13 protein-coding genes and 2 pseudogenes are annotated in these 21371 nt (G+C 69.8%); 6 read left to right on the top strand and 9 right to left on the bottom strand.

Features of this window, described 5'->3' with window-relative positions:
- The first annotated feature begins 244 nt into the window (after positions 1 to 244).
- Both ABZ951_RS16490 and ABZ951_RS16485 read left to right on the top strand, forming a co-directional pair.
- Positions 245 to 1378, top strand: a complete 1134-nt coding sequence (locus ABZ951_RS16490) for an SDR family oxidoreductase (protein ID WP_344090803.1) — start codon at positions 245 to 247, stop codon at positions 1376 to 1378.
- 882 nt (positions 1379 to 2260) lie between these two features.
- A complete protein-coding gene (locus ABZ951_RS16485) occupies positions 2261 to 2611 on the top strand; it encodes a hypothetical protein (protein ID WP_344090805.1) in 351 nt (116 codons plus the stop codon).
- Between the two features lie 335 nt (positions 2612 to 2946).
- Here ABZ951_RS16485 and ABZ951_RS16480 read toward each other — a convergent pair whose 3' ends face one another.
- The gene (locus ABZ951_RS16480) at positions 2947 to 3885 is read right to left on the bottom strand and encodes an oxidoreductase (RefSeq protein WP_344090807.1); all 939 of its coding nucleotides are present in this window, start codon (positions 3883 to 3885) and stop codon (positions 2947 to 2949) included.
- A gap of 80 nt (positions 3886 to 3965) precedes the next feature.
- On the opposite strand from ABZ951_RS16480, the gene ABZ951_RS16475 reads away from it, so the two are divergent.
- Entirely contained in the window at positions 3966 to 4604 is a 639-nt protein-coding gene (locus tag ABZ951_RS16475; RefSeq protein WP_344090809.1) for a TetR family transcriptional regulator, read from the top strand.
- A gap of 16 nt (positions 4605 to 4620) precedes the next feature.
- Here the strand turns inward: ABZ951_RS16475 and ABZ951_RS16470 are convergent.
- From ABZ951_RS16470 to ABZ951_RS16435, 8 genes and pseudogenes are all read right to left on the bottom strand, one after another.
- Positions 4621 to 4776: pseudogene (locus ABZ951_RS16470) on the bottom strand (transposase); the annotation flags it as partial.
- A gap of 709 nt (positions 4777 to 5485) precedes the next feature.
- A pseudogene (locus tag ABZ951_RS16465) lies at positions 5486 to 5910 on the bottom strand (transposase); the annotation flags it as partial.
- A gap of 24 nt (positions 5911 to 5934) precedes the next feature.
- Positions 5935 to 10227: a trypsin-like peptidase domain-containing protein gene (locus tag ABZ951_RS16460; protein ID WP_344090811.1), complete on the bottom strand. Its 4293-nt coding sequence runs from the start codon at positions 10225 to 10227 to the stop codon at positions 5935 to 5937.
- A gap of 47 nt (positions 10228 to 10274) precedes the next feature.
- Positions 10275 to 10658: a CU044_2847 family protein gene (locus ABZ951_RS16455; protein ID WP_344090814.1), complete on the bottom strand. Its 384-nt coding sequence runs from the start codon at positions 10656 to 10658 to the stop codon at positions 10275 to 10277.
- A gap of 226 nt (positions 10659 to 10884) precedes the next feature.
- Positions 10885 to 11832: a hypothetical protein gene (locus tag ABZ951_RS16450; RefSeq protein WP_344090816.1), complete on the bottom strand. Its 948-nt coding sequence runs from the start codon at positions 11830 to 11832 to the stop codon at positions 10885 to 10887.
- A gap of 609 nt (positions 11833 to 12441) precedes the next feature.
- The gene (locus tag ABZ951_RS16445; protein ID WP_361280084.1) at positions 12442 to 13542 is read right to left on the bottom strand and encodes a YncE family protein; all 1101 of its coding nucleotides are present in this window, start codon (positions 13540 to 13542) and stop codon (positions 12442 to 12444) included.
- Positions 13543 to 15344: 1802 nt separating this feature from the next.
- Positions 15345 to 15584, bottom strand: a complete 240-nt coding sequence (locus ABZ951_RS16440) for a hypothetical protein (protein WP_344090820.1) — start codon at positions 15582 to 15584, stop codon at positions 15345 to 15347.
- An 873-nt stretch (positions 15585 to 16457) separates the two neighbouring features.
- A complete protein-coding gene (locus ABZ951_RS16435) occupies positions 16458 to 16862 on the bottom strand; it encodes a tRNA-dependent cyclodipeptide synthase (protein WP_361280091.1) in 405 nt (134 codons plus the stop codon).
- A 227-nt stretch (positions 16863 to 17089) separates the two neighbouring features.
- Here ABZ951_RS16435 and ABZ951_RS16430 point away from each other — a divergent pair, with 227 nt between their 5' ends.
- From ABZ951_RS16430 to ABZ951_RS16420, 3 genes are all read left to right on the top strand, one after another.
- Entirely contained in the window at positions 17090 to 17803 is a 714-nt protein-coding gene (locus tag ABZ951_RS16430; protein WP_361280082.1) for a class I SAM-dependent methyltransferase, read from the top strand.
- Between the two features lie 9 nt (positions 17804 to 17812).
- Complete coding sequence (solA, locus tag ABZ951_RS16425) at positions 17813 to 19762, top strand: N-methyl-L-tryptophan oxidase (RefSeq protein ID WP_344090824.1); 1950 nt, start codon at positions 17813 to 17815, stop codon at positions 19760 to 19762.
- 89 nt (positions 19763 to 19851) lie between these two features.
- Positions 19852 to 21369, top strand: coding sequence for a class I adenylate-forming enzyme family protein (locus ABZ951_RS16420; RefSeq protein WP_344090826.1), 1518 nt, complete (start codon positions 19852 to 19854; stop codon positions 21367 to 21369).
- Positions 21370 to 21371: the final 2 nt, after the last annotated feature.

Genomic DNA, 21371 nt, shown 5'->3' with positions numbered 1-21371 from the left:
TGTAGGCACCGTAACGCCCATTTGGACGCAGGAATCAGCTAGTCACTCGAAATGATGTAAGCATCCACAAGCGAGTGCGATGACCGTATCGAGTGACATCGGTGGAGTGATGTCGAGGCGCCCCCGTCTGCGGGTAGCTTTCCCCGCCCGGCCTCGCCTCGTCAGCATGCGAGCAGCCCACGGCGGCCGCGGCGGCCCAGCGCCGCCACGGCCGCCGCCGCGCTCCCGCACCGAAGGAGTCCCGATGACCGTACTGCTCACCGGAGCGACCGGTTTCCTCGGCTGCCGCATCCTCCGCGCCCTGCTGGCCGAAGATACCGAAGAGCCCGTTCACGTCCTGGGCCGCGGCACTCCGCAGGAGCTGCGCGCCCGCGTCGAAGCCGCCGTGTCGTGGCTGGAGGGCCCCCGGCCCGGCCCGGACGCGCTCCGCCGCCTGCACTGCTTCAGCGCCGACCTGACCCGGCCCGGACTGAATCTGTCACCTGACGAGCGCACGCGGATCACGGACCGCCTCACCTCCGTCTGGCACTGCGGCGCGTTCCTCGGCCTCCAGGCCGACCCCGTCACCCTGTACAGAACAAATGTCCTGGGCACCCGTAGCGTGCTGGAACTCCTCCAGGACGCCCCGGCCGCCCACATGCTGTACGTCAGCACGGCCTTCGTCGCCGGCCGGCGACGCGACGGGCACGTCACCGAGGACGACCTCAGCGACGCGGAAGGCTTCCACGTCCCCTACGAGGAGACCAAGCACACTGCCGAGCGTCTGATCCACGCCTGGAGCCGCCGCACCGGCCGGGCCGCCACCATCCTGCGCCCGAGCCTGCTCGTCACCGACCGGCGAGTGCCCGACGGACTCCCCGACCAGCCGCTGGGCATCCTCGCCCGCCTCATCGAGAACACATTGCGTCTCAATGCCGACGACGCCATCAGTGCCCGGATCCTCCGCGGTGAAGCCCACGGCACCGCCATGACCGTTCGTCTCCCCGGCGACCCCGCGGGCTCGCTCAATCTCGTCCCGGCCGATTACGCGGTCAGCGCCATGACGCGGGTCATGGCACAGCACGGCGACCGTGCCGGCGTGCACACCGTCCACGTTACGCACCCGCACAACACTCCCATCGCACTGGTCACATCCGCCTTCGAGACGCGGTACCCCGGCACGGCTGTGGAGATCATGCCGACGGTCCCCTCCCCCACACCGACAGAGACCGGGATCATCGCCCACGCCTCCCACCTGTTCGCCTACACCGCCCAGCGCCGCACCTACGACCGGACCCATCTCCTCCGCGCCGTCAACGGCCTGCCCGACCCCGCACCGATCGACAGCACCTACCTCCTGCGGGCCCTCGCCCCGGCCGAGACGCCGGCCGGCATGTGACGGTGAGACCAGCCCCGAGTTTGTCGTCATAGCCGCAGTGAAGGACCGGAGCACCGCACGGCCGGGCGGATCCGGCGTTCCCCTGCAGATACGGGACGGCCCCTTGCCGAGGCGTTTGTGCGGTGAAAGCAGCCACCCCGCCGGGTGAGCTGCCACCCCGTCTCCCGCAGCCCGGCCCCACTGCAACCGCCTGGTGACCACGAACTGGATACGCGGCCTGCCGCGCTCGCTCTCGCCGCGCTGCCCCTGCTCACCGCCGCACCACCCGTCCACGCCACCGCCAGCCACCCCGGCCCCCGTCGCGACCGCAGGACCGGCGGCAGGGGCACCCTCCCCCGCTGCTGCCTGTACTGACCCGCACCGTCCCCGACCGGCACCAGGGCGCCGGCCCCCGGCCTGCGGCTTCTCACTGCTCAACGACGGTGACTTCCTCGGCTGCTCCCCGCACAGCGGCCGCTGTTCTTGCGCATCGCACGAACGGTTCGGCAGACCACCAGACCCATTACGCCAGACCCATCACGGCCTTCGCCGGAAAAGCCACCAGGGAGCTCAAGAGACCCACCAGGAGTCACTTCAGGAGCGTGGACAGCGTGATGGTGTCGATTGCGGCGAGGTCTGCCGATCTGGCCATCTCGCCCTGCCCGGCCGCCGGCCAGCGATCTTGACTGGAGTCGTGCGTCCGAGACCAGTTTGAGAATCCTGAGCCCCGCGCGCACCAGCCCCGCGGCCTGCGATTTTGGCATGCGCGCCACTCGGTGTCCGCAAACAGCAATGAGCGTTCGGCGTCACATGCCGGCCATTAACGCCCGGAGCGGTGACCAATGCGTGCCCAAGCTGTCACTCTCATACCGCAAGGACGGTTCGTACAGAAAGGGATCTGAGATGCAGTCGATCATGCGGTTAGTGTCCCGGGCCACCGTCTTGGCGACCGCTTTTGGGGCTGCCGTCGCCCTCGCTAGCGGCCCGGCCGGAGCCTCAGCCAGCATCAAGGGGTGGTCTCCCCAGTGCGACTGGGGGAAAGCCTGCATTCGCCTCGCATCGGACGCAGGGCGCTGGTGGAACATGAACAACTGCGGCTACAACCCCATCAACGACCGCTACTCCTGGGGGAAGGCCCATGGCAACGCCTTCACAGTCACCTATGTGAACGGCACGTGGGACCGGGTTGAGGCATGGACCGAACGACCGCTGGACGGCAACAACACAGTCATTAAGGTGGACGTGCACTGCTGAGACCGAAAGGTCGATTTCAAGCACGCCGCGGCGGTTTCTCCTGTTTCTTCCTCGAGAACTGCTGGGCAGTCGGTTATGTGAGCGTGCGGACGCCAGGCGTCCGATCGCACATGTCGCTGCGGAAGTGAGGGGGTGGCCCGTCGCGTCCCTGCCCAGGTGCCCGGTGACCATAGCGTCAGCCGCATTGGTGGAGGCCGGCTCGGCGTTCATATCGGAGGCAGAGCCGTTTGCACTGATGGAGCCAGACAAAGATGCGCTCCACGGCCCAAGAGCCTGCTCGAACCCGCCTGCACTGTCGTCCGCCTCCACCGAATACCCCAATCGTCTCGAAACGATCAGCTGGACAGGGCCGGAAACACGAACCTCACGTTGGTCAATTGCTCTGACAACTCCCAGAGTCGGCGGCCCGTCGCAGCGTCGCCCGCCGCGGGAGAGAGCTGTACCTGCTTCGGCGCTCCACGCAGCTCGCCCATGCCGCCCGGTCCGAAAAACTGCCCGCTCTGCACGTCCGGGGCGGTTGCCGCGTACAGCTGGGGCAGCACGCCCTGGTCCGGGGACTGGGCGAGCGGGGTGAGGATGCGACCGAACAGCACCTTCACCATGCCGAATGGCGCGCTCGTCTGCAGGTTGGTGGCGGTGTAGCCGGGGTGGGCGAGCACGCTGCGTACTGGGCTGTCGACCGCGGTCAGCCGTCGGTGGAGTTCCCATCCGAAGACGGCGTTGGCGAACTTCGACTGGTTGTAGAACCCCATGGGCGAGTACTTGCGCTCGCCGGAGAGGTCGTCGAAGAAGAGGCGCCCCTGCCGGTGATTGGTCGAACTCACCGTGACCACCCGGGGGTCGTTGCCGTCGGCCAGCAGGTCGAGCAGCAGACCGGTGAGCGCGAAGTGGCCAAGGTGGTTGGCGGCGAACTGCAGCTCGTGGCCCTGCGCGCTGAGCGTGCGGGGCGGGGCCATGACGCCGGCGTTGTTGACGAGTACGTCCAGCCGCGCATGGTCGGAGCGCAGCCGGTCGGCGAAGGCGTGGACCGAGTCGAGATCGGCCAGGTCGAGGCAGCGCACCTCGAGGCGGGCGCCCGGCTGCTCGGCGGCGATCTGCGCGGCCGCCCGGCGGCCCTTGGCCTCGTCGCGTACGGCGAGGATCATGTGCCCGCCCTTGCGGGCGAGCGCCCGGGTTGTCGCCAGGCCGAGGCCACTGTTGGCCCCGGTGACCACGAACACTCGCTCGGTCTGGTCCGGAATCTGCCCGGCGGTCCAGGGCTGTCGTTTCTTCATGCGGCACATGCTGTCGCCAGTGGCACTCGGTGTCAAGGTGCTTCTGGGTGTCATACAAGGCGTGGCGGTACCATTGCCCGGTGAGTTCCCGCCCTGAAATCTCCATGGCCGAGCGCAAACGTCAGCTCGTCTCGAATGAGCTGACCGAAGCGGCACTGCAGTTGCTGGCGCTGAAGGGGTTCGACGCAGTCACCGTCGACGAGATCGTGACCGCCGCCGGCGTGTCCAAGCGGACGTTCTTCCGGTACTTCGCGTCCAAGGAGGACGTGGTCGTCCAGTTCCTGGCCGACATGGGCGCCGACATGTGCGCGGAGTTGGCGGCCCGCCCCGTCGAGGAGCGACCGTCCGCCGCGCTGTTGCACGTCGTCTCCGTCCCCATCGCCGCCTGCGGCGTCCACTCCGACAGGGCATTGCCGGTGGTGCAGCTGATTCTGCGCACCCCCGCCCTGCGCGCTCGCTTCCTGGAGCGCCAGGCGCAGTGGCGCGACGACCTGAGCGCGGGGCTGGCGCGCCGCTTGGGCCTCGACCCCGGCAGCGACCTGTACCCGCAACTGGCCGCCGGGATGGCACTGACCGCCTTCGACGCCGTGCTGCAGCGGTGGAGCGACAGCGAAGGTGCCGAGGACTCCGCCGAACTGATCGAGCGCGCCTTCGCCGTCATCGCCCCGGGCTTGGACTCCGTCGAACAGCGGACCTCTCGTGCACCTGCTTCGCAATAGACGAGCTGTCCGCAGAGGACTTCACCGCACCGTCCGCACACAGCATCGCGTCCACCAGCTCGAACAACTCGTCACGCCGGGCGGTCAGACACTCGTAGAACTCGCCCCGGAAGCGTGACGCTTCCGCGAACGCTTCCCTCCGGACAGCATCAGACAGCAGGCTCCCCCTCACGGCCTTCGTCGTGCCCTCACGGCCTTCGTCGTGGTCACGTGCACCTTGGTCGGAGCACAGGATCAAACGAAGGCCGCCCGCGCGTCCGGCGAAGCCCCAAGCGAGCGATCCGGTTCGAGACGCCGTTCGAGATTGTGGGATCATGTACGGCATGACGAACAACCGAAAGGTCCATGCCGCGTAGACGGCCAGGACGCATCCGGGCCGGCCTCCCGCGCCGGCACCGGTCACAGAACACCAGGCCAGTCATCGACGGCCTGTCCCCGCGAGTGCTGTCCGAGATCGTTCGCCTTGAGCGCACCCGGAACTACTTGTACCCAGGGGACATCAGCAAGGCCGTGGGTCTTTGGAGGGACTTTGTCCACCGCCCGGAGCGGGAACTGTGGCGCGACTACGACCGGCTATGGCACGACGACGATTGGCTCTACCTCGAGTGGGTCTGCTGCGGCAGCCCTCTGGAAGCCCGAGTCCTCCTCGACACAGTGATGCAGGCCATGTCGCCCCGCGGAGCCCACGAGCTGCAAAAGATCATCAGCAATCTCGACACCCGCTGGTCCCCGCCCTCGCTACAGCCAGCGACAGGCGAAAGATAAAGAACTTCCCCATGAGGATGTCAAGCCGCAAAGGTTACCGGTTGCGATGCCCGGTAGCACTCTCCGTCGCGGAGCATGGCCCACAACACGTTGGCCCTGCGGCGCGCGAGAGACAGCTTGCGGCCATTGATCAACTTGGCCCCGTCAAAGCCGCGGCTGTCCCCGCCGACCGTCTCGGACGCCTTCACGCTCTGAGAGTCCACGATCACCGCCGCGGCCTGCGGCGTCTTGCCGCTGCCGACCCTCACCGCCCGCCGCAGCTGGTCCCGGATCACGCTGATGGCGCCGGAGGCCGCCCAGCGCCGGGCAAACCCGTAAATCGTCCGCCACGGGGGAAAGTCGGACGGCATCGCGCGCCACTTTATGCCATTGTCGACCAGGTAGCGGAGGCCGTCGACGATCTCGCGGCGAGGATGCCTCCGGCCGACCCCGGCCGACCCGACCGACCCCGGCCGACCTCGCTGGCCGCAGACGGAAGCAGGGCCTCAAGCAAAGCCCACTCGGCATCGGTGGTGTCGGACGGATAGCGACGTCGGCGCATCAGCAAGCCTCAGCCAGCGGCGGTTCAGGCCGGGCAGACCTGGTTCGGGAGCCCGACGGCGAGGCCGTTCCGCTCGTGGTCGTCGAGGTCACGGCCCAGGACCTCGCAGACGTGCTTCTTCCAGATGCCGGGGTCAAGGCGGAACATGTCCACGTTTCCGTTGCTCGTGGTCCGCAGCAGCACCTTGCCGTTCCTGGACGCCGCGAGAAACGTCTGGTCCTTCTCGAAGTCGTAGGAGTCGCCACGGCCGGGGGCCGCCGGCCGCAGGAAGCGTACCGAGTTGCCGTTGGCCAGGAAGAAATCGCCCCGCAGGAATCCAGCCTGGTAGTTCTCTCTGAACTTGTTCAGGGGCCCAAGCGGTCCGAGGACTCTCTCCGGCCGTTTGCCGGGCCGTACCGCCCACAGCTCTACCATGTCAGCCCTGGTCTTCGCCGCCGCGTAGCGTCCGCTCCCGTCGAGTACGGCGTTGACGACGTCATGGCCGAGGTGCAGGCGGAGCGCCTTGGTCTCCCGGCCCGTTCGCACGTTGACGGCATGCATCGTCGGACCACCGTCGACCATGATCTGCACATGGTCCGGCTCGGGGTGCGGGTCCAGGACGAACTTCGGTTGCTTGTTCTCCGAGAGTCCCAGGGCACCGACGTCGAAGGGCTGGGAAAGGCGTCGGCCGTTGCGGGCGTTCCAGTGCTCGATCCGCCTGCCGGAGACCGTGACGAGCTCGTCGTCGGTGAGGAACAGGAACTCCAGCCGGTCGGGTTTCCCGTCCTTCGCGGGGGGAGGCGGGGCTGTGGTGAGCTCCGTCGTCCGGCGCAGGGACGGGAGCTCCCGGATCATTACCTTGTTCCGGGCGGTCCGGTCAGCGACCAGCGTTTCGGCGGCGTTGACGATCAGCTTCTGTGACGGGTTCGGGGCCGTGGCCAGGTCCCGCTTCGCTTCGGCGAGGATCTTCAGCCTGCCGGTCGCGCCGGTCAGGTCCTCGCTTGTGTCGAGGAGTCCGACGCTCTCGCCGCGCTTGCCCAGGTGGGCCAGCGTTTTGTTGCCTCCGTCGATCAGTACCGGAGGGCTGTCGACGCTGCTGGTGTCCATACCGAGTTCCGTGCCGGTCACTGCGGTGTCGTCCCAGGTGACCAGGAGGGGGTCATGTTCGTCTCCGAGGAGAGGCAGGTTGGTGAGCAGCTCCGGTTTGGGCGCGGAGAACGGCTGCGCTCTCCTGCCTCGGCGTGTGTCAACGAGTTGCCATCCGCCCACCTCGAACACCGCATACCGTTCGCCCTTCGCGTCGATGGCGAGACCGCGGCAGGACGTCTTGACGTCGTAGCGGTGCAGCTCCCGGCCGTCCGCTACCCGGACGGCCCGGTAGGTGGACTCGCTCGCCGTGCCACCCCGGCTGCAGACGACCAGTACCCCGCCGTCGCCCGACAAGCCGAGCTGTGCGGTTGCTCCGGCCGTACTGGCCCGGTCCGCCAGTTCCCGGGTCCTGCCGGTGCTGATGTCGATCGCCACCATCGTGGACTCCTGGAGCGACGGCCCGCGCCGCTGGCCCACGAGCGTGTTCCCATCCGGGCCGAACCACACCTTCTCGACGGCGGGCCCGTCCACCGGCAGTTCCCGGTTCCGGCGTGTCTCCAGGTCCCACACCCACAGCCGCTTGTCGTCGGCCACCGCGACCGCCCGGCTGCCCTCCGGGGAGATATCGGCCATGCCGGTCCGGTCGCCGGACCATGAGTGGACGACGGCCGCCTCGAAGCCGCCGGATGGGAGCGGCTCCGCCTTGCCCAGCACGCGCTCCGCGTCCTGCGCCGCGGGGTCGACATCGTGCCGGACCAGTCCGCCGTCCCCTTGCGCCACGTAGGCGATCCGCCGCCCGTCCCCGCTGACCATGGGGGCGAGGGCCTTGACCCGGGGCTGGAGCTGCTTGCGCAGCACCTTGCCGCCGGTGCGGACGAACAGCGTCGCGCCCCCCGTCTCGGTCACCACCAGCGTCACCGCGCCGTCCAGGCTCGTCGCGAGCGCCTTGATCTTCCCCTCGGCGCCGGTCAGCACCCACTCGTCGTCCTTGAACTGGTCGTACCTGCGCATCAAGGCGGTACGGGCCTCCTGCGTCGGCGCGATGTCGTACGCCGCCACCGCGGCCAGGGCGGCTTGCCCCGGGTCCCGCTTCACCAGTTCGCCGGACAAGCTGGCCAGCGAACGGGACCGCGCCTCGGCCTCCCGCTGCTCGCTGACGCTCGACTGGTAGACGAGGAAGGTGCCGAGTCCGGCGATGAGCGCGAGCACCAGGGCGGCCGCCGTCCACGCGATGCGCGTGCGAGTCCGGTGGGCACGTTGTCGCTGTCGTGCCAGCGCGAGGAAGGCGCGTTCCTCCTCGGTCAGGTCCTGTTCGCGGTCGCCCAGCCAGCGTCCGATCGCTGCCAGTTGTTGTCCGCCGGGCAGCAGGTCGGCCGACCTGCTGCCCCGCTCCCAGCGGTCGTGGTCGTGCCCCAGTTCCGCCCGGCCCGCCAGGAACGCGCCGTCGGCCTTCACCTGCCGCCGGAGCGCCGGCCAGGCGCTGATCAGCGCCTCGTGGGCCAGCTCGGCTGTCTCTGGTTCCTCCTCTCCCCCGTGCAGCACCAGCAGCCGCCGCTCGGCGAAGGACCGCGCCAGGCGCCAGCGTGTCACGCCCGCCTCCTCCCGGGTCAGCCTGCGGCGCAGCGGGGTCTCGCTGCCGGGGTGCACCCGTACCAGGCCGGTGAGCAGCCGCAGTGCCTCCGCCTCCGCCTGTTCGTCGACGCACTCCTGCCAGACCGTCCGCGCGTGGAGTTCCAGCGCGCCGGAGACGCCGCCCATCGCCTCGTACGAGGCGGAGCGCAGCCGTCCGGCAGCCCGCCGTTCCCACAGTTGTTCGAGTACGAAGCCGAGGAGTGGGAGGATCCCGGGCTCGTCGCGCGCGTCGTCCAGGATGCGCCGGTCGAGCCCCGGGTCGTACGCCACCGCCGGGATCCGTTCCAGTGGCTTGACGATCACCTCGTCGAGCTGGGCCCGGGACATCGGGGTCAACGGGAGCGTCTTGCCGACGCGCAGCGCGGGTCCGAGGCGCGGGTGCTTCAGCATCGCGTCCATGAAGTCGGCCCGCAACGTGACCAGGACGCGTAGGCCGGCCGGTCGGCGGTCGGGGAAGAGCAGGTCGGCGGCCTCGGTGACCTCGGCTTCTGTGCGGTCCAGGAGCGCTTCGGCCTGGTCGAGCACGACGACGAGCCCGCCGGCCGCCTGTCCCCGGGCGCGGTGGTAGGCGTCGGCGAGCCCCCGGTCCGCGAGCCAGGTCTCGACCTGCTCGGCGCTGTCCGCCCGGGCGGGCAGCCCGTACCGCCCGGAGCGGACGGCCTCGTACAGTTCGGTGGCGAGCGCGGAGCGCGGAGACGAAATGTGCCCGGCGTTCACCACCAAGACGTCGTATCCGGCCCGCCGCATCCGGGGCACCACACCGGCCAGAGCCAGCGACGACTTCCCGGAGCCGGACGGGCCGTACACCGTGACGGTCGGGTGGTCGCCGCGCAGTGCCGTGACGACGTCGTCGATGTCGTCGTCCCGCCCGAAGAACACGTCCGCGTCGTTTTCCTGGTAGGTGGCCAGGCCGCGGAAGGGCGCGGCCGGGAGGATGACGGGGGCGAGTGCGGGTATCTCCCGGAGCAGGGTTTTCGTGCTGAGCACGAATGCCTGCTGGGCGTCCCGTTCGGGCTGGGCCGCCACCAGGAGGCCGACGACCGCGTCGAGTTCGTTGTCCCAGACGGGGCTTCCGCTGAAGCCCCGCTTGACGTGTGCGGCCTGTCCGTCGGCCCGGGAGAGCTGGATCCAGCCCTCGCTGGTCGAGCCGCTGAACTTCCCCCGGAACCAGATCTCGCCCGGTTCGCCGCCCGTGAACCCCACGGCGCGGGCGCCGTGTTCCCAGACGCTCCCGGGGTCGGCCATGGGAAGCGGACGGGCACCGGGGAGGGCGGTGCGGAGCCGCAGGACGGCGATGTCGCCCGTACGGTCCGGCCTGATCGGTATCCAGTGCTCAACCTCGGCGTCGAGGGTCCCGCGCGGATTCCCGGCGCCGTCGGCGCTGACCGCGCCGTCGGCCGGGAGCCCGGCCAGCGGGAAGGTGACCGTGACCACGGCTCCCGGCGCCACCGTCTCGTGCCGGGGCCGCCCCAGCGCGTCCGACACCACGTGGGCGCAGGTCAGCACCGTGTCCGGGGCGACGAGCGCGCCGGCCCCGCCGAGTGTGCCGTCCTGTCCGCTGACCCGGGCGACTGTCAAGGCCAGTGCCTCGTCGGCGCTCCGTGACTCCGTCGCCACCGCGACCTCCGCTTTCCGAGCGGGAGGACCGCGGGAGCCCCCTTCGGCTACCCCTGACTCCCTTGCGGATTATCGTCAGTCGAGGTGCCTGTGTCACTCCTGTTCCACGTCAAACTCACGGAGAAGTTGGCGGCGGTGGCGGTGCTGGCGATGACGACGTCCGCCTCGGCCGACAGCGACACCCCGAACTCCAGCGTGATCTCGTCCGGCGCGTTCGCGAGCCCTCGGAACCGTCCGACGAAGCTCTCCGCCACAGGCCGTACGGTGTCCAGCATCTGGCCGAACGACCGCTCGGCCCGGGTGACGGCACGGGCGCCGCCCCGGCCCACGCGGACGAGGGCTTCGTCCACCTCACGTATCTGGACCCGGATCGTGTCGTCACTTCCGTCACCGAGGGGGACCTCTACGGTCTGGACAAGACGTTCGTTCATAGCAACCTCCAGCAGCCGGGAGCTGGGGATCATAACGAACGCCGCGCCGGAACGCCCGGGTTGTTCTGCGCCCCGGCCTCCCCGCAGCGGGCCGCCCGGGGCACACGAGGACATCGGTCCCCCGCGGGGCACGAGCGGCCGGTTCGTGGGTCCGCCTCGGCCGGTACGTGCCGCGTCGGCATGGTGGCCGGGGGCTTCCCGGGACGCGCCCCGGCCGTGACCACCGTCAGCCGGCGGCGGTGCCGTCGCCCACAGCCGCCGCAAGCGCGGCGCGGAGCCGTTCGTAGAGGGGCGCCAAACGTCGCAGCCCCGCTGCCAGTGCCCGGTCGTCCCGGGTGGCCAAGGGGAGTTGCAGGCTTCCCAGGGTGCGGGCCTGGTGGTCGGCGATGGCGGCGGCGTCGGTCAGTCCCAGCGCGTCCAGGCACGCGGCCGCGTCGACGAGGCGGCGGACGCCGACGCGGACGCCGAATTCCTCCAGCATCGTGCGGACGCCCGGGTCGAGCCCCCGGGACACCTGGTCGGCGAAGGCGTCGAGGGCGGCGGCACCGCCGAGCGATCCGGGCGGCATCGGCAGGTCCTGACGGCCCGCCAGCCAGCGTACGGCCCCGGGCAGGGAGCTGCGGAGCGCCTCGGCCGGCGTGACCTCGTGTTCGCGGACGAAGCCGGAGCGCAGTACATACGGCGCGTCGCTGTAGGCGACGCTCTCCGCTCGCCAGGCGGCGGTGAATGCCGTGACGGGCAGTGTGGCGTAGGGGTGGCCGTGCGGGTCGTGGAGGTGGACGGTGTCGCCTTCCACGTTGAGGACGATCACGTAGTGGTCGCCTTCACCGGGCAGGGGGGTACCGGGCCGGTACAGCAGCAGTCCCATGTCCACCGGCCCGGCCATGACCGGCCCTTGGGCACAGGTGTCGCGAAGGCGCGCGACGGCCTGGTCGGGCGTCCCGCCCTCGACGCGCTCGCACCGCCAGCCCAACAGCTCGAGAGCGGTGTCCACGCCGATCTCCGGGTGCCAGCCGTAGGGGTCGAAAAAGAGCTGTCCGTCATCCATCAGCTGGACGCCGAAAGGTGAGCCGGTCAGCGTCTCGGTCACGGCCGGGGCAGGGGCCAGGGGGCCGAGCAGCATGGTCAGGCAGTGGGTGTAGCAGTAGGGACCGGAACCGGTGTAAGGAAACATGCGTGCTCTCCGGGTGGCAGGTGACGTCGTGACGCCTGCCAGCACAGGGCCTGACACGGTGAGAGGGTCAAGCGCAGGGGCCGGGGCCGGCGTCTTACCTGAGCCGTCGGCTCCAAGGTTCGCCTGGGAGGTTCGGCTAGGAGGTTCGGCTACGAGGTGAGGTCCGTGGCCGCCCCCGCGTCGCCTCGCCCGGCGCTCTCCGCCCACCTCAGGGATGAGAGCGGTATCCGTCACGACCCGGCCGAGGAAAAATCGATCCGTACGAACGCCGGGCACAGCGCCCGGAGCAGCAGTGCCGAGCGCTGCGCGACCAGCACCGGCCGGGCGACGGCGCGCGGTCCGATCGAGTTCGGCCGGTGCCGCGGATCGTCACCGCGTACCGCTGCCGTCCGGCATCGGCGTGCTTTCTGCCGTGACGCCAATCGTTTGCATGCTGCCCATCATTCGAGTCGCGTTCGTCGCCCGCGGCTCCGCACTGCGCGCCGCCTTCCCTCAAGGGCGCTGATCGGGCGTCGGGCGCCGCGTGCGGCCTCGCCCCGGGCACCCGCGGGCCATTTTCGGGGTGCGTCCTTACCGGCTGGAGACTTGATCTCGCCGAGTAGCGTCGGCTCAGCGCGGTGTGATGGCGATGCCTTCCGGTTTGCTGCCTGTAGGAAGTGTGCCTCGTACCTTGCCTGTATCCAGGTCAATGATGGATACCGTGTTGGAGTCGTCATTGGTGACCCAGGCCCGGCGGCCACCAGGCGTGAGGGCGACGCCCTGAGGTGCTTTGCCGACGGGAATGCGGGAGGTGACCTGGTTGGTAGTCAGGTCGAGGACGAGCAGGGCGTTCTCGGTGGAGTCGACGGCATACAGGTGTCGGTCGTCGGGTGCGACGACGACACCCAGTGGCGCCTTGCCGACGGGCAGGGTCCCGGTCACCTTATTGGTGGCGGTGTCGATTACGGAAATGCTGCCGGACCCGGTATTGCTGACGAAAACACGTTTCCCGTCGTGGGTCCCGGCAATGCCGCTGGGGAAGTCCCCGACACGGACCGTTGCCTCGAGCCGGCCGTCCGCGCTCAGCACGGTGACCGTGTTGGAACCACTGTTGGTTACGTAGGCACGCCCACCGGCGATGGTCGCAATGCTGTGGGGGAGGTTGCCAACCGGGGCGGTAGCGGTGACCTTGCGGGTCGCGGCGTCGATGAGGGAGACGGAGTCCGCCCCCCAATTGGCCGTCAGGACACGACGCCCGTCGGCACTGGGCACAGCGGCAAACGGGCGCCGCCCCACGGGGACGGTCGCCGTGACCTTACGGCTGAGGGTGTCGATGAACGAGACCGAGTTGGACAGACCATTGGCGACATAGACGGTGTCCCCGTCCGGCGCGGCTCCGACTCCGGTCGGGCCGGCGCCGACCTGGACCACAGCCGCAGGCTGCTCCAAACGGGCGTCGTAGACAGACACGGTGCCTGCGCCACTGTTGGCCACATATGCGGCGACACGCATCGGATACCACGCACGGTAGTCCGCGGCCCAGCCCCCGTCAGAGGAATGCGCCGCCGAGTCGTTCACGGGCGGGCTCAGCATCCATGATGTGATCATCCCGAGGGTGACGAGCCGCTTACCGAGCCGCCGCCGGCGGCCGGGTACGCCGACCCGGCCGGGTCGCACTACCGACCCGTGGGAGACGGCATGGGAGCGTCTGAATCGTGCCTGCTGAACCACAGCGTCTTCCTTCACACTGACCCAAAAGCCGGAAATGGTCTGATACCGATATCATCGACCTTTCCCGTGCAGCCGGAAGACGGCGCGCCCAAAAGCGTCTCCTGCTCCTGCGGCGATGCCACTGGCCCCACGAGCACCAAGCAGCGGGGGGAGCCGCGGAGGCGGATCGGCGTTGACTGGGCAGTCGGAGCTGGAGTCGTGATCGAGTCGGACGCTCCGCAAGCAGATGGCACAGCAAACCACCACGTCAGCGACACCGAGGGCGGAAGCCGAACCGTTTCCTGTTGGCGAGCTGGGCCCCGGGGTCGCTGCGACGCCCCGGGGCCGAATTCACCCGGCCGTCCGAGGTTGCCCCGACCGCCCGGCACAGGTCTGTGACGGCTGCGCGGCGCGGGTCGCCGTTGTCTGTACGCCCGGCCGCGCAACAGCCGTCCATCGTCATCCGTCCAGCCGCCGCCGGGCGGGTCCTTGCCGGTTCGGGTCACGGCTCGGTGAGGTCAGGTCCGGAGGCAAGAGCCTCCGCGGAGTGTGGAAACCCGGCCGTCTATGCCTTCGCCTTCCATTCGATCACGACGGCGCCGTTGGCGCCGTCGTGCCCGTGCCGCCCACCGAACCCAGACGATCCCGGAGCCCCCGGACTGCCCTTATGCCCCTTGGCTACGCCGTTACCGCCGTGGCCTCCGGCGCCTCCGGAACCACCTGCGCCTCCGTCACCGCCCTCGCCGTATCCGTGCCCGCCAACGACGACCTCTGCTCCCCCAGTTCCACCCGCGCCTTGACGCAGGTAGCCGGAGCCGGCCGAACCGCCCGCGCCCCCGAGTGTGTTGCCGGCAGCACCGGGGAAGCCCGCACTACCCTCTGGCCCGTCACCACCCGCGGTGCCGCCAGGCCCGGGTGACGTGGCGAGCAGTTGCATCACCTCGCAGGTGCTGTGCTGGCTGCTGTGGGTAGCACCGCCCCCGTGGCTGCGAGCGGGCCCCGCCGTCCCACCAGGTCCCCCGTAACCACCGTTGTTCCCATGCCAGCCGCCGATGCCGCCGCCGGCCACCGCATCATTCGGAGACGCCGCGTACCCCCCTGCGCCGCCACGTGCCAGGAGCACCGCGTCGTCCTTGGCAAAGCCGATCATGGTGTCCTCGCCGGCCGTACCCGGGGCTCCGGGCTCGTTGCCGTGCCCGGCCCCGCCGTTGCTGCCCGTGGCTCCCGCTAGGCCGCCTTCGCCTCCATGTGCCCCACCCCTGCCACCCTTCCCGCCATGTCCGATACGGAAGGGGAACTGAACGCCTGGAGTCACACGGAGCCGGCACTTGATCATGGCGCCGCCGGCCCCGCCGCTGCCGCCACCGCCACCCGCTCCTCGGCCACCGGCGCCACCGCCGCCGCCTCCAAGAGACGTGAGACCGGGGACGTTCTGGCCGTTGTTGCCGCCTCCGCCCCCGCCTCCACCCTGGCCGCCCGCGCCGCCGCCTCCACCCCCACCAGCGCCCCAGGCCGTCACCACCATGTACTTCGCCCCCTGGGGTACCTCTACGTTCGTAAATCCCGGGGCTGTGATCACCCTTGGACCCGGTACGACCGGAGCCGCACCAGTGGCCTCCGTCGGCATTGCTGCGAAAGCCGCGGTGGACATCATGAGCAGCGCCGACAGCACCGGCTTACTCGACACCATCACAGAGAGATCTCCATTACTTCCGGATAAGCGAGAACGTACTTAACGGCCCTGCTGCGTCGCTCATGGAGCAGTCATCGAAACACCAGGCCCTACCGACTCGGATCAAGCCGCATTTGAATCCCCGTTTGTGCTAGGGCACAGAGAGAGGTACCTGGCACGGGCGCCAACTCAGGACCGGGCTCCAGGTGTCGGTGACCTTGCGCTCCTTGGTGAGCTTGCCCGAGGCCGGGGAGACGATCAGCACCAGCGCACCGCTGTCGTGCCCGCGGCGGTGGTCATCGGCAACGGCCACCGGCACCTGGCTAAGAGCCATCAGCGACGCGGCGGCAGCCACCACGGCCGCGGAAAGACGGAAACGGGCAGAAGACATGAACTGCTCCTTAGCGAAGGAGGGGTGCACTTCACGTGCCTGCTCCCCGTGACCCGGCATCAGGAGGTACGGCCGGTCCGAAGGTCGGCCGACAAACTGGTCGAGGTCACACACGCCGGGACAGCACCGGTGACGTGTGATTGGTACCGGCCGCGCACCGCCCGGTCAAACGATCCTTCAAGTTCGCCCGAAAAACACATAGACATACAGATGGCATTCGAACGTCCATCTGTTGTGTCACCACCCTGTGGGGTGTCGACCTCCGCCCCACACCACTCCCCCGGGTCCGGCGCACCGTGCCCTCGTCCTCTCCTTCGCGACCTCGCCCACCCTCATCCGCCAAGCCGAATACGCCCTGAGCTCACGTTCTTTCCGGCCTTCGTCCTTCGGTACCGCTCCCGGAACGCGCTCGGTTCGCTTAGGTCAGCGCGGAAGCCTCCCCGTTCGGGTGACCGTCGTCCACAGAGGATGTTCATCACACCAATTTGGGGATGAACGGCTGCTTCCAGACACATCCCCCGGGGCCTATCCGAAGGGCTCAGGCGCGGGAAGCGGGAGACTGCACGAACGCCGCCGAGCTTTTCGCCGAGTTCCGCGAGCGCGGCTACCCAGGGCGGCAGCACCACCGCCCGCCAGTACGTCCCACGCCCCCGTGAGGCGTTCCCGCCTTGCACACGTTCACCGCCGACCTCGCCCAGGACCTCGACGCCGTCGTCGCCGGGCTGAGCACGAGCTACAGCTCCGGCCCGTCGAGGGCCGCAACGGCAAGGTCAAAATGCTCAAGCGGTGAATGTTCGGCCGTGCCGGCTCCGACCTGCTCCGCAAAAGCCTGAGCGGCGACGGCATCGCACTGGAGACTTCGTTCGGGCCCACCTACCTGCCCTCGTCCACAGGTCGTACGACGGCATGCCCTTGACCAGGATGCCAGTAGTCAGTGAGATCCCGGAGTTCATGCACGATCGGAATTGGAGCGTGATAGCAGAACAGAGAGGAGTTCACGCCAAGAATCTCGGGCGTGGAGATAATCAGGGGGAGTTCGGCCATGAAATAAGCCCGTGCAGCCTGCCGGCGGCTCTCCTCCCGCCCATCGTTCAACCCGTTGGGGCGGTCGCGAGAGGCGAGCCATGTGCTGACGTGGACCTCACAGGCTGAGGCCAGACGACGATCCCTCGTGACGGCCGCGTCCAGCCGCTGTCGGATGGGACGGTAGCCGGGCAAGGCCATGCACGCGGAAATGGGCCGTACCTGAAGCGCAGGCGCGGGTGCGACCTGCTCAATGGCCCGCCGCCGGAGGCCCTGTCAACACCTTCAGAGTTAACACCTTCGGATTAGAGCGTGCGGAGATTGGGTTGCGGCCAGGGCGCCTGGGAAGCCTGTGAGCGGTTCGCCCTGCCGGGGAGAGATTTCACGGCGGGCGACGGGGGCGGCGCCGTCGGCGGCGCACATGCCTTGAGAAAGGCACGACAATGAGGCAGCCGTGCAGTCGTTTCTGTGACATGAACCCGGTGGGGGGCTATCAGCCGCTGGACGGACAGGCGCTGAGGGAGCGGGGGGCCCGCGGCGAGCTGCTGGTCGAGCGCGAGGGCCGACCCGCGGAACCGACCGGCCTGCGGTGGTGGCTCCGCGAACCCCGTGCCTCCGCGCCTGCCGATCTCCGCGCCTTGGATCTGATCATGGAGGGCCCGGTGCTGGACATCGGGTGTTCCACCGGCCGGCACCTGGAACACCTCATGGCCCGCGGAATCGACGCCGAGGGCATCGATCTGCTGGAGCCCGCGGTGGAACAGGCGGTGCTCCACGGCTGCCGTGTACACCTCGCCGATCTGTGGACCTTCCGCCCCAGCCGGGCCTACCGGCACCTGTTGCTGATGGGGAACAACCTGGGTATCGCCGGGCGGCTCGCGAGGCTGCCGGCGCTGCTCGACCGGCTGGCCGGCCTGCTGGCCCCGGGCGGCAGCGTGCTGGTCTCGGGGAAGGACCAGCGTGCTCCGGGCCCGGCGGGCGCGGCGGACTGGTCGGCGAGCGAAGGGCGCCCCTACCCGGGTGACCGGCGGATCCGGCATCTGTACGCCGGGCAGGTGGGCCCCTGGTTCCCCTGGCTTGACCTGGACCCGGACACGCTGGCGGCCCGGGCGGAGGAAGGCGGGTTCGAGGCCCGTATCGAAGCGGGTGCGAACGGCCTGTTCCTGGCCACGTTGCTCCTGCGGCCGCGAGTGTGAGGAGTGGCGATGGAAACGTACGACGTCGTTGTCGTCGGTCTGGGCGCGGCAGGAAGCAGCGTCGTACGCCACTTGGCGGCTGCCGGGCTGCGGGTGCTGGGTCTCGAACAGTTCGGTCCCGCGCATGTCAACGGTTCGAGCCATGGGGGGACGCGCATCGTGCGTCGTGCCTACGCGGAAGGAGCGGCGTTCGTGCCTCTGCTGCTCCGCGCCCACGAGTTGTGGGACGAGCTTTCCCACGCCGCCGGGCAGACTCTGTTGCAGCGCACCGGCGTGCTCATCACGGGTCGGCAGGACAGCGAGGCGGTGGTGCGCACTGCCGAGTGCGCGCGCCGGTTCGCGTTGGAGCACCACATGCTGGACGCGGCCGGCATCCGGCGGCTGTCCGTGCCCGGCGCCTGGGTGCCCGACGACGCCGTCGCCTGCTACGACCCCATGGCGGGCCTCGTCCGTCCGGAGGAGGCACTGCTCCTGCACCACAAGCTGGCGCGGAACGACGGGGCCCGGCTCGCCTTCCACGAACCGATGACGCGGTTCTCCGCCGGACGCTCGGGGCTGACGGTGGAGACCCCGCGGGCCCGTTACTCGGCCGGGCACCTGGTGCTCTGCCCCGGTTCGTGGAGCACGGGCCTGGTGCCAGGGGTGTCCGTGCCCGTGCGGGCCCAGCGGCAGGTCCAGCACTGGTTCGACCTGTGCCCCGACACGGCGCACCACTTCGCGCCGGACCGCTTCCCCGTGCACATCTGGCAGGCCCCCGGCATCTTCTTCACCATGCCGGCCGTCGACGGCCCGGCCGGCGGCGTCAAGTGCAGCCAGGAGGCCGAGCCGGCCCCGTGCGATCCGGGCACCGTGGACCGGCGGGTGCGACGCCAGGAGATCGAGCAGGCGGCGACGGAGCTGCGCCGTTACCTTCCCGGGCGGACCGGCCGCTGGATGCGGAGCGTGGTGTGCACCTATCCGCGCACCCCCGACAATCACTTCGTCCTGGGGCGGGCGCCCGGCCACGAGGCCGTCACCCTCGTCACGGGGCTGGGCGGCCACGGCTTCAAGTTCATGCCCGTGTTCGGGGAGATCGTCCTCGGTCTGCTGACCGGCGGCGGCCGTTTCACGGCGGAGGAGCTGCGGCCCTTCGCACCGGACCGCACATATGTATCCGACCCACAGGCCGGGGTGCGAGCATCGCCCCCGGCCGGGGAGCAGCGGGCGCGGGCTGCCCTTCCGCCGCGCAGCGGCCGGCTGGTTCGCGGGGGGTGGAGCGCCGCCGAGCGCCGCGTCTGGCGGGACTTGGAGCAGGGGCCCGCGGTCGGACACGAGGATGTTCCCGAGCGGTGTGACCCGGTGCCCGACGGGCTGCGCGTCCTGCTGCCTTCAGCCACCACCGCTTCGCCCGTGACGGAGGTACTGCGGCGCCGCCGCTCCCGCCGTGACATGACCGGCCCTTTGTCGCTCTCCGCTCTCGCCGGTGTGCTCACCGGCCTGTTCCGCGGCGCCAAGGAGGCCGAGCCGACCAGCCCGACGTGCGGGGGCACCGGCAGCCTCACCCCTTATCTGCTGGTCAACGACGTCACGGACCTCGAACCGGGGCTCTATGCCTGTGCCGGCGGCAGCGAGCTGATCGGTCATCCCACCTCTCCCGCCTGGCGGCGGTCCGTGAACGACCGTGTCAACGGATATCTGCGTCGCGGCCCGGCTGCCGGGCACCCGCCGGTCGTCCTGCTGTGGCAGGCCAACTGGGTGCGCACCATGGCCCGTTATCCCGGCGGCGGGCTCCTAGCCGTTTTCTGGGACGCCGGTGCCGCCGTGCAGAGCGCCTATCTGCTGGCCGAAGAGCACGACTTGGCGGGCTGCGCCTGTGCAGGGCTGCCCCGCACCGAAGAGATCCGGGAACTGGGCTGGGATCCGGACACCCATGCGTTCGCCGCTGCCTTCGCCATGGGCCGACGGCCGTCACCGCCGTGACATTCCGGCCCTCGTCTCTCCCCGACCCCTCCCCGGCCGGCCATGAGCGCCGGACGGCTCCGCGGGCGCACAGATCAGGACGGCACAGTATGAGTCAGCTTCTCCACCGAATCCTTTGGGGGCTGGGGCACAACCCTCGCGGCGAGGCTCTGGTCCACGGAAATCGGCGTCTCACGCATGGTGAAGTGCTCGACATGGTCCACCGCTTCGCGCATGTGCTCGCCCAGGCGGGTATCGGCCCGGGCAGGACGGTGGCCACCCTGCATCTCATCTCCCCCGAGGCGGTGGCCCTGCGCTTGGCGGTACAGCTGCTCGGCGGCTGCTACGCCCCTCTTTCCACCAGGATTCCGGCGCCGGCGCTGGTGGCCCTCGCCCGGACGGTCGGGCCGGCGGCGCTCGTCTTCGCTCCCGCCTTCGGCAAGAACGCCGAGGCTGTGCTCGACGCTCTGGACCCGCCGCACGTGCTGTCGCTCGGGTCGGCCGACCATGGCTGTGACCTGCTGGCCGCGGCGGCAGGCGCGCCGGCCCGGCCCGTCCCGCCGGGTGGCCGCGAGAGCGATCCCGCACTGATCATGTGCACCAGCGGCTCCACCGGCACCCCCAAGGCACCGGTCCACACCTTCGCCGGTCTGGCGGTGCAACAGCAGATGGACCGGTGGCTGCGTCGCCACGTCCCCGGCGGTCTCACCCGCCGTTTCCTCCACCATGCGGGGGACATGCTCTCCCCGGAGGTCGAGCATGTGATGTGGACGCTGGCCGCGGGCGGTTCGGCCGTACTGCTGGGTGACGTCGGCCCTTCGCAGGTGATCGAGGCTCTCGATCGGGAGCGCGTCACGCACCTGTACTGCATGCCCCGGCTGCTGGAAGAGCTCACGGCGGAGATCGGCCGTGGTCCCGCCGGAGTGGCCCGGTATCCACACCTGTGCCAGGTGGAGTACGGGAGTGCGCCTGCCGACCCCGGCATCGTCAAGGAGGCATTGGACGGCTTCGGCCCGCGGCTCGTCCAGGTTTATGCCTCCAGCGAGATGGCGTACGTCACCGTCCTGGGCACGGACGAGCACACCCCGGGCCTGCTCGGGTCGGTGGGCAAGCCGCTCCCGGGGGTGCGTCTCCGCATCGGGGACGGTGCAGCGGGCACGGACGGTGATGTCTGGGTGCGTTCCCCCGCCGCCATGACGGAGTACCGGGGCGATCCGGCGCGGACGGCGTCGTCCTTCAGCGAGGGGTGGTTCCGCACCGGTGACCGTGGCCGCGTGGACACCGCCGGGTACCTTCGTCTCACCGGCCGCGAGAGCAGCAAGATCATTGTGGCCAGCGGGCTGTGTGTCTATGCCCACGACGTGGAGGCCGTACTGGCCTCGCACCCCGCCGTGTGCCGGGCATCCGTGTTCGGCGTCCCTGACGCTCGCCTCCACGAGACGGTCCACGCGGCCGTGGTACGCGCCGGTGACTCGACGATCAGTGCGCGCGAACTCATGGCATTCGTCCGGAACGCCATGGGCGAGCGGTATACGCCGAGCAGCATCCACTTTCTGCCCGAACTGCCGCTGACCCGCAAAAACCTGCCGGACCGCTCGGCTCTGCGCGACGCCGTGCGGCAGCGTTAGGC

The sequence above is a fragment of the Streptomyces sp. NPDC046215 genome, assembly GCF_040646215.1.
GTDB lineage: Bacteria > Actinomycetota > Actinomycetes > Streptomycetales > Streptomycetaceae > Streptomyces > Streptomyces stramineus.
This window is presented reverse-complemented; position numbering and strand designations above follow the sequence as displayed.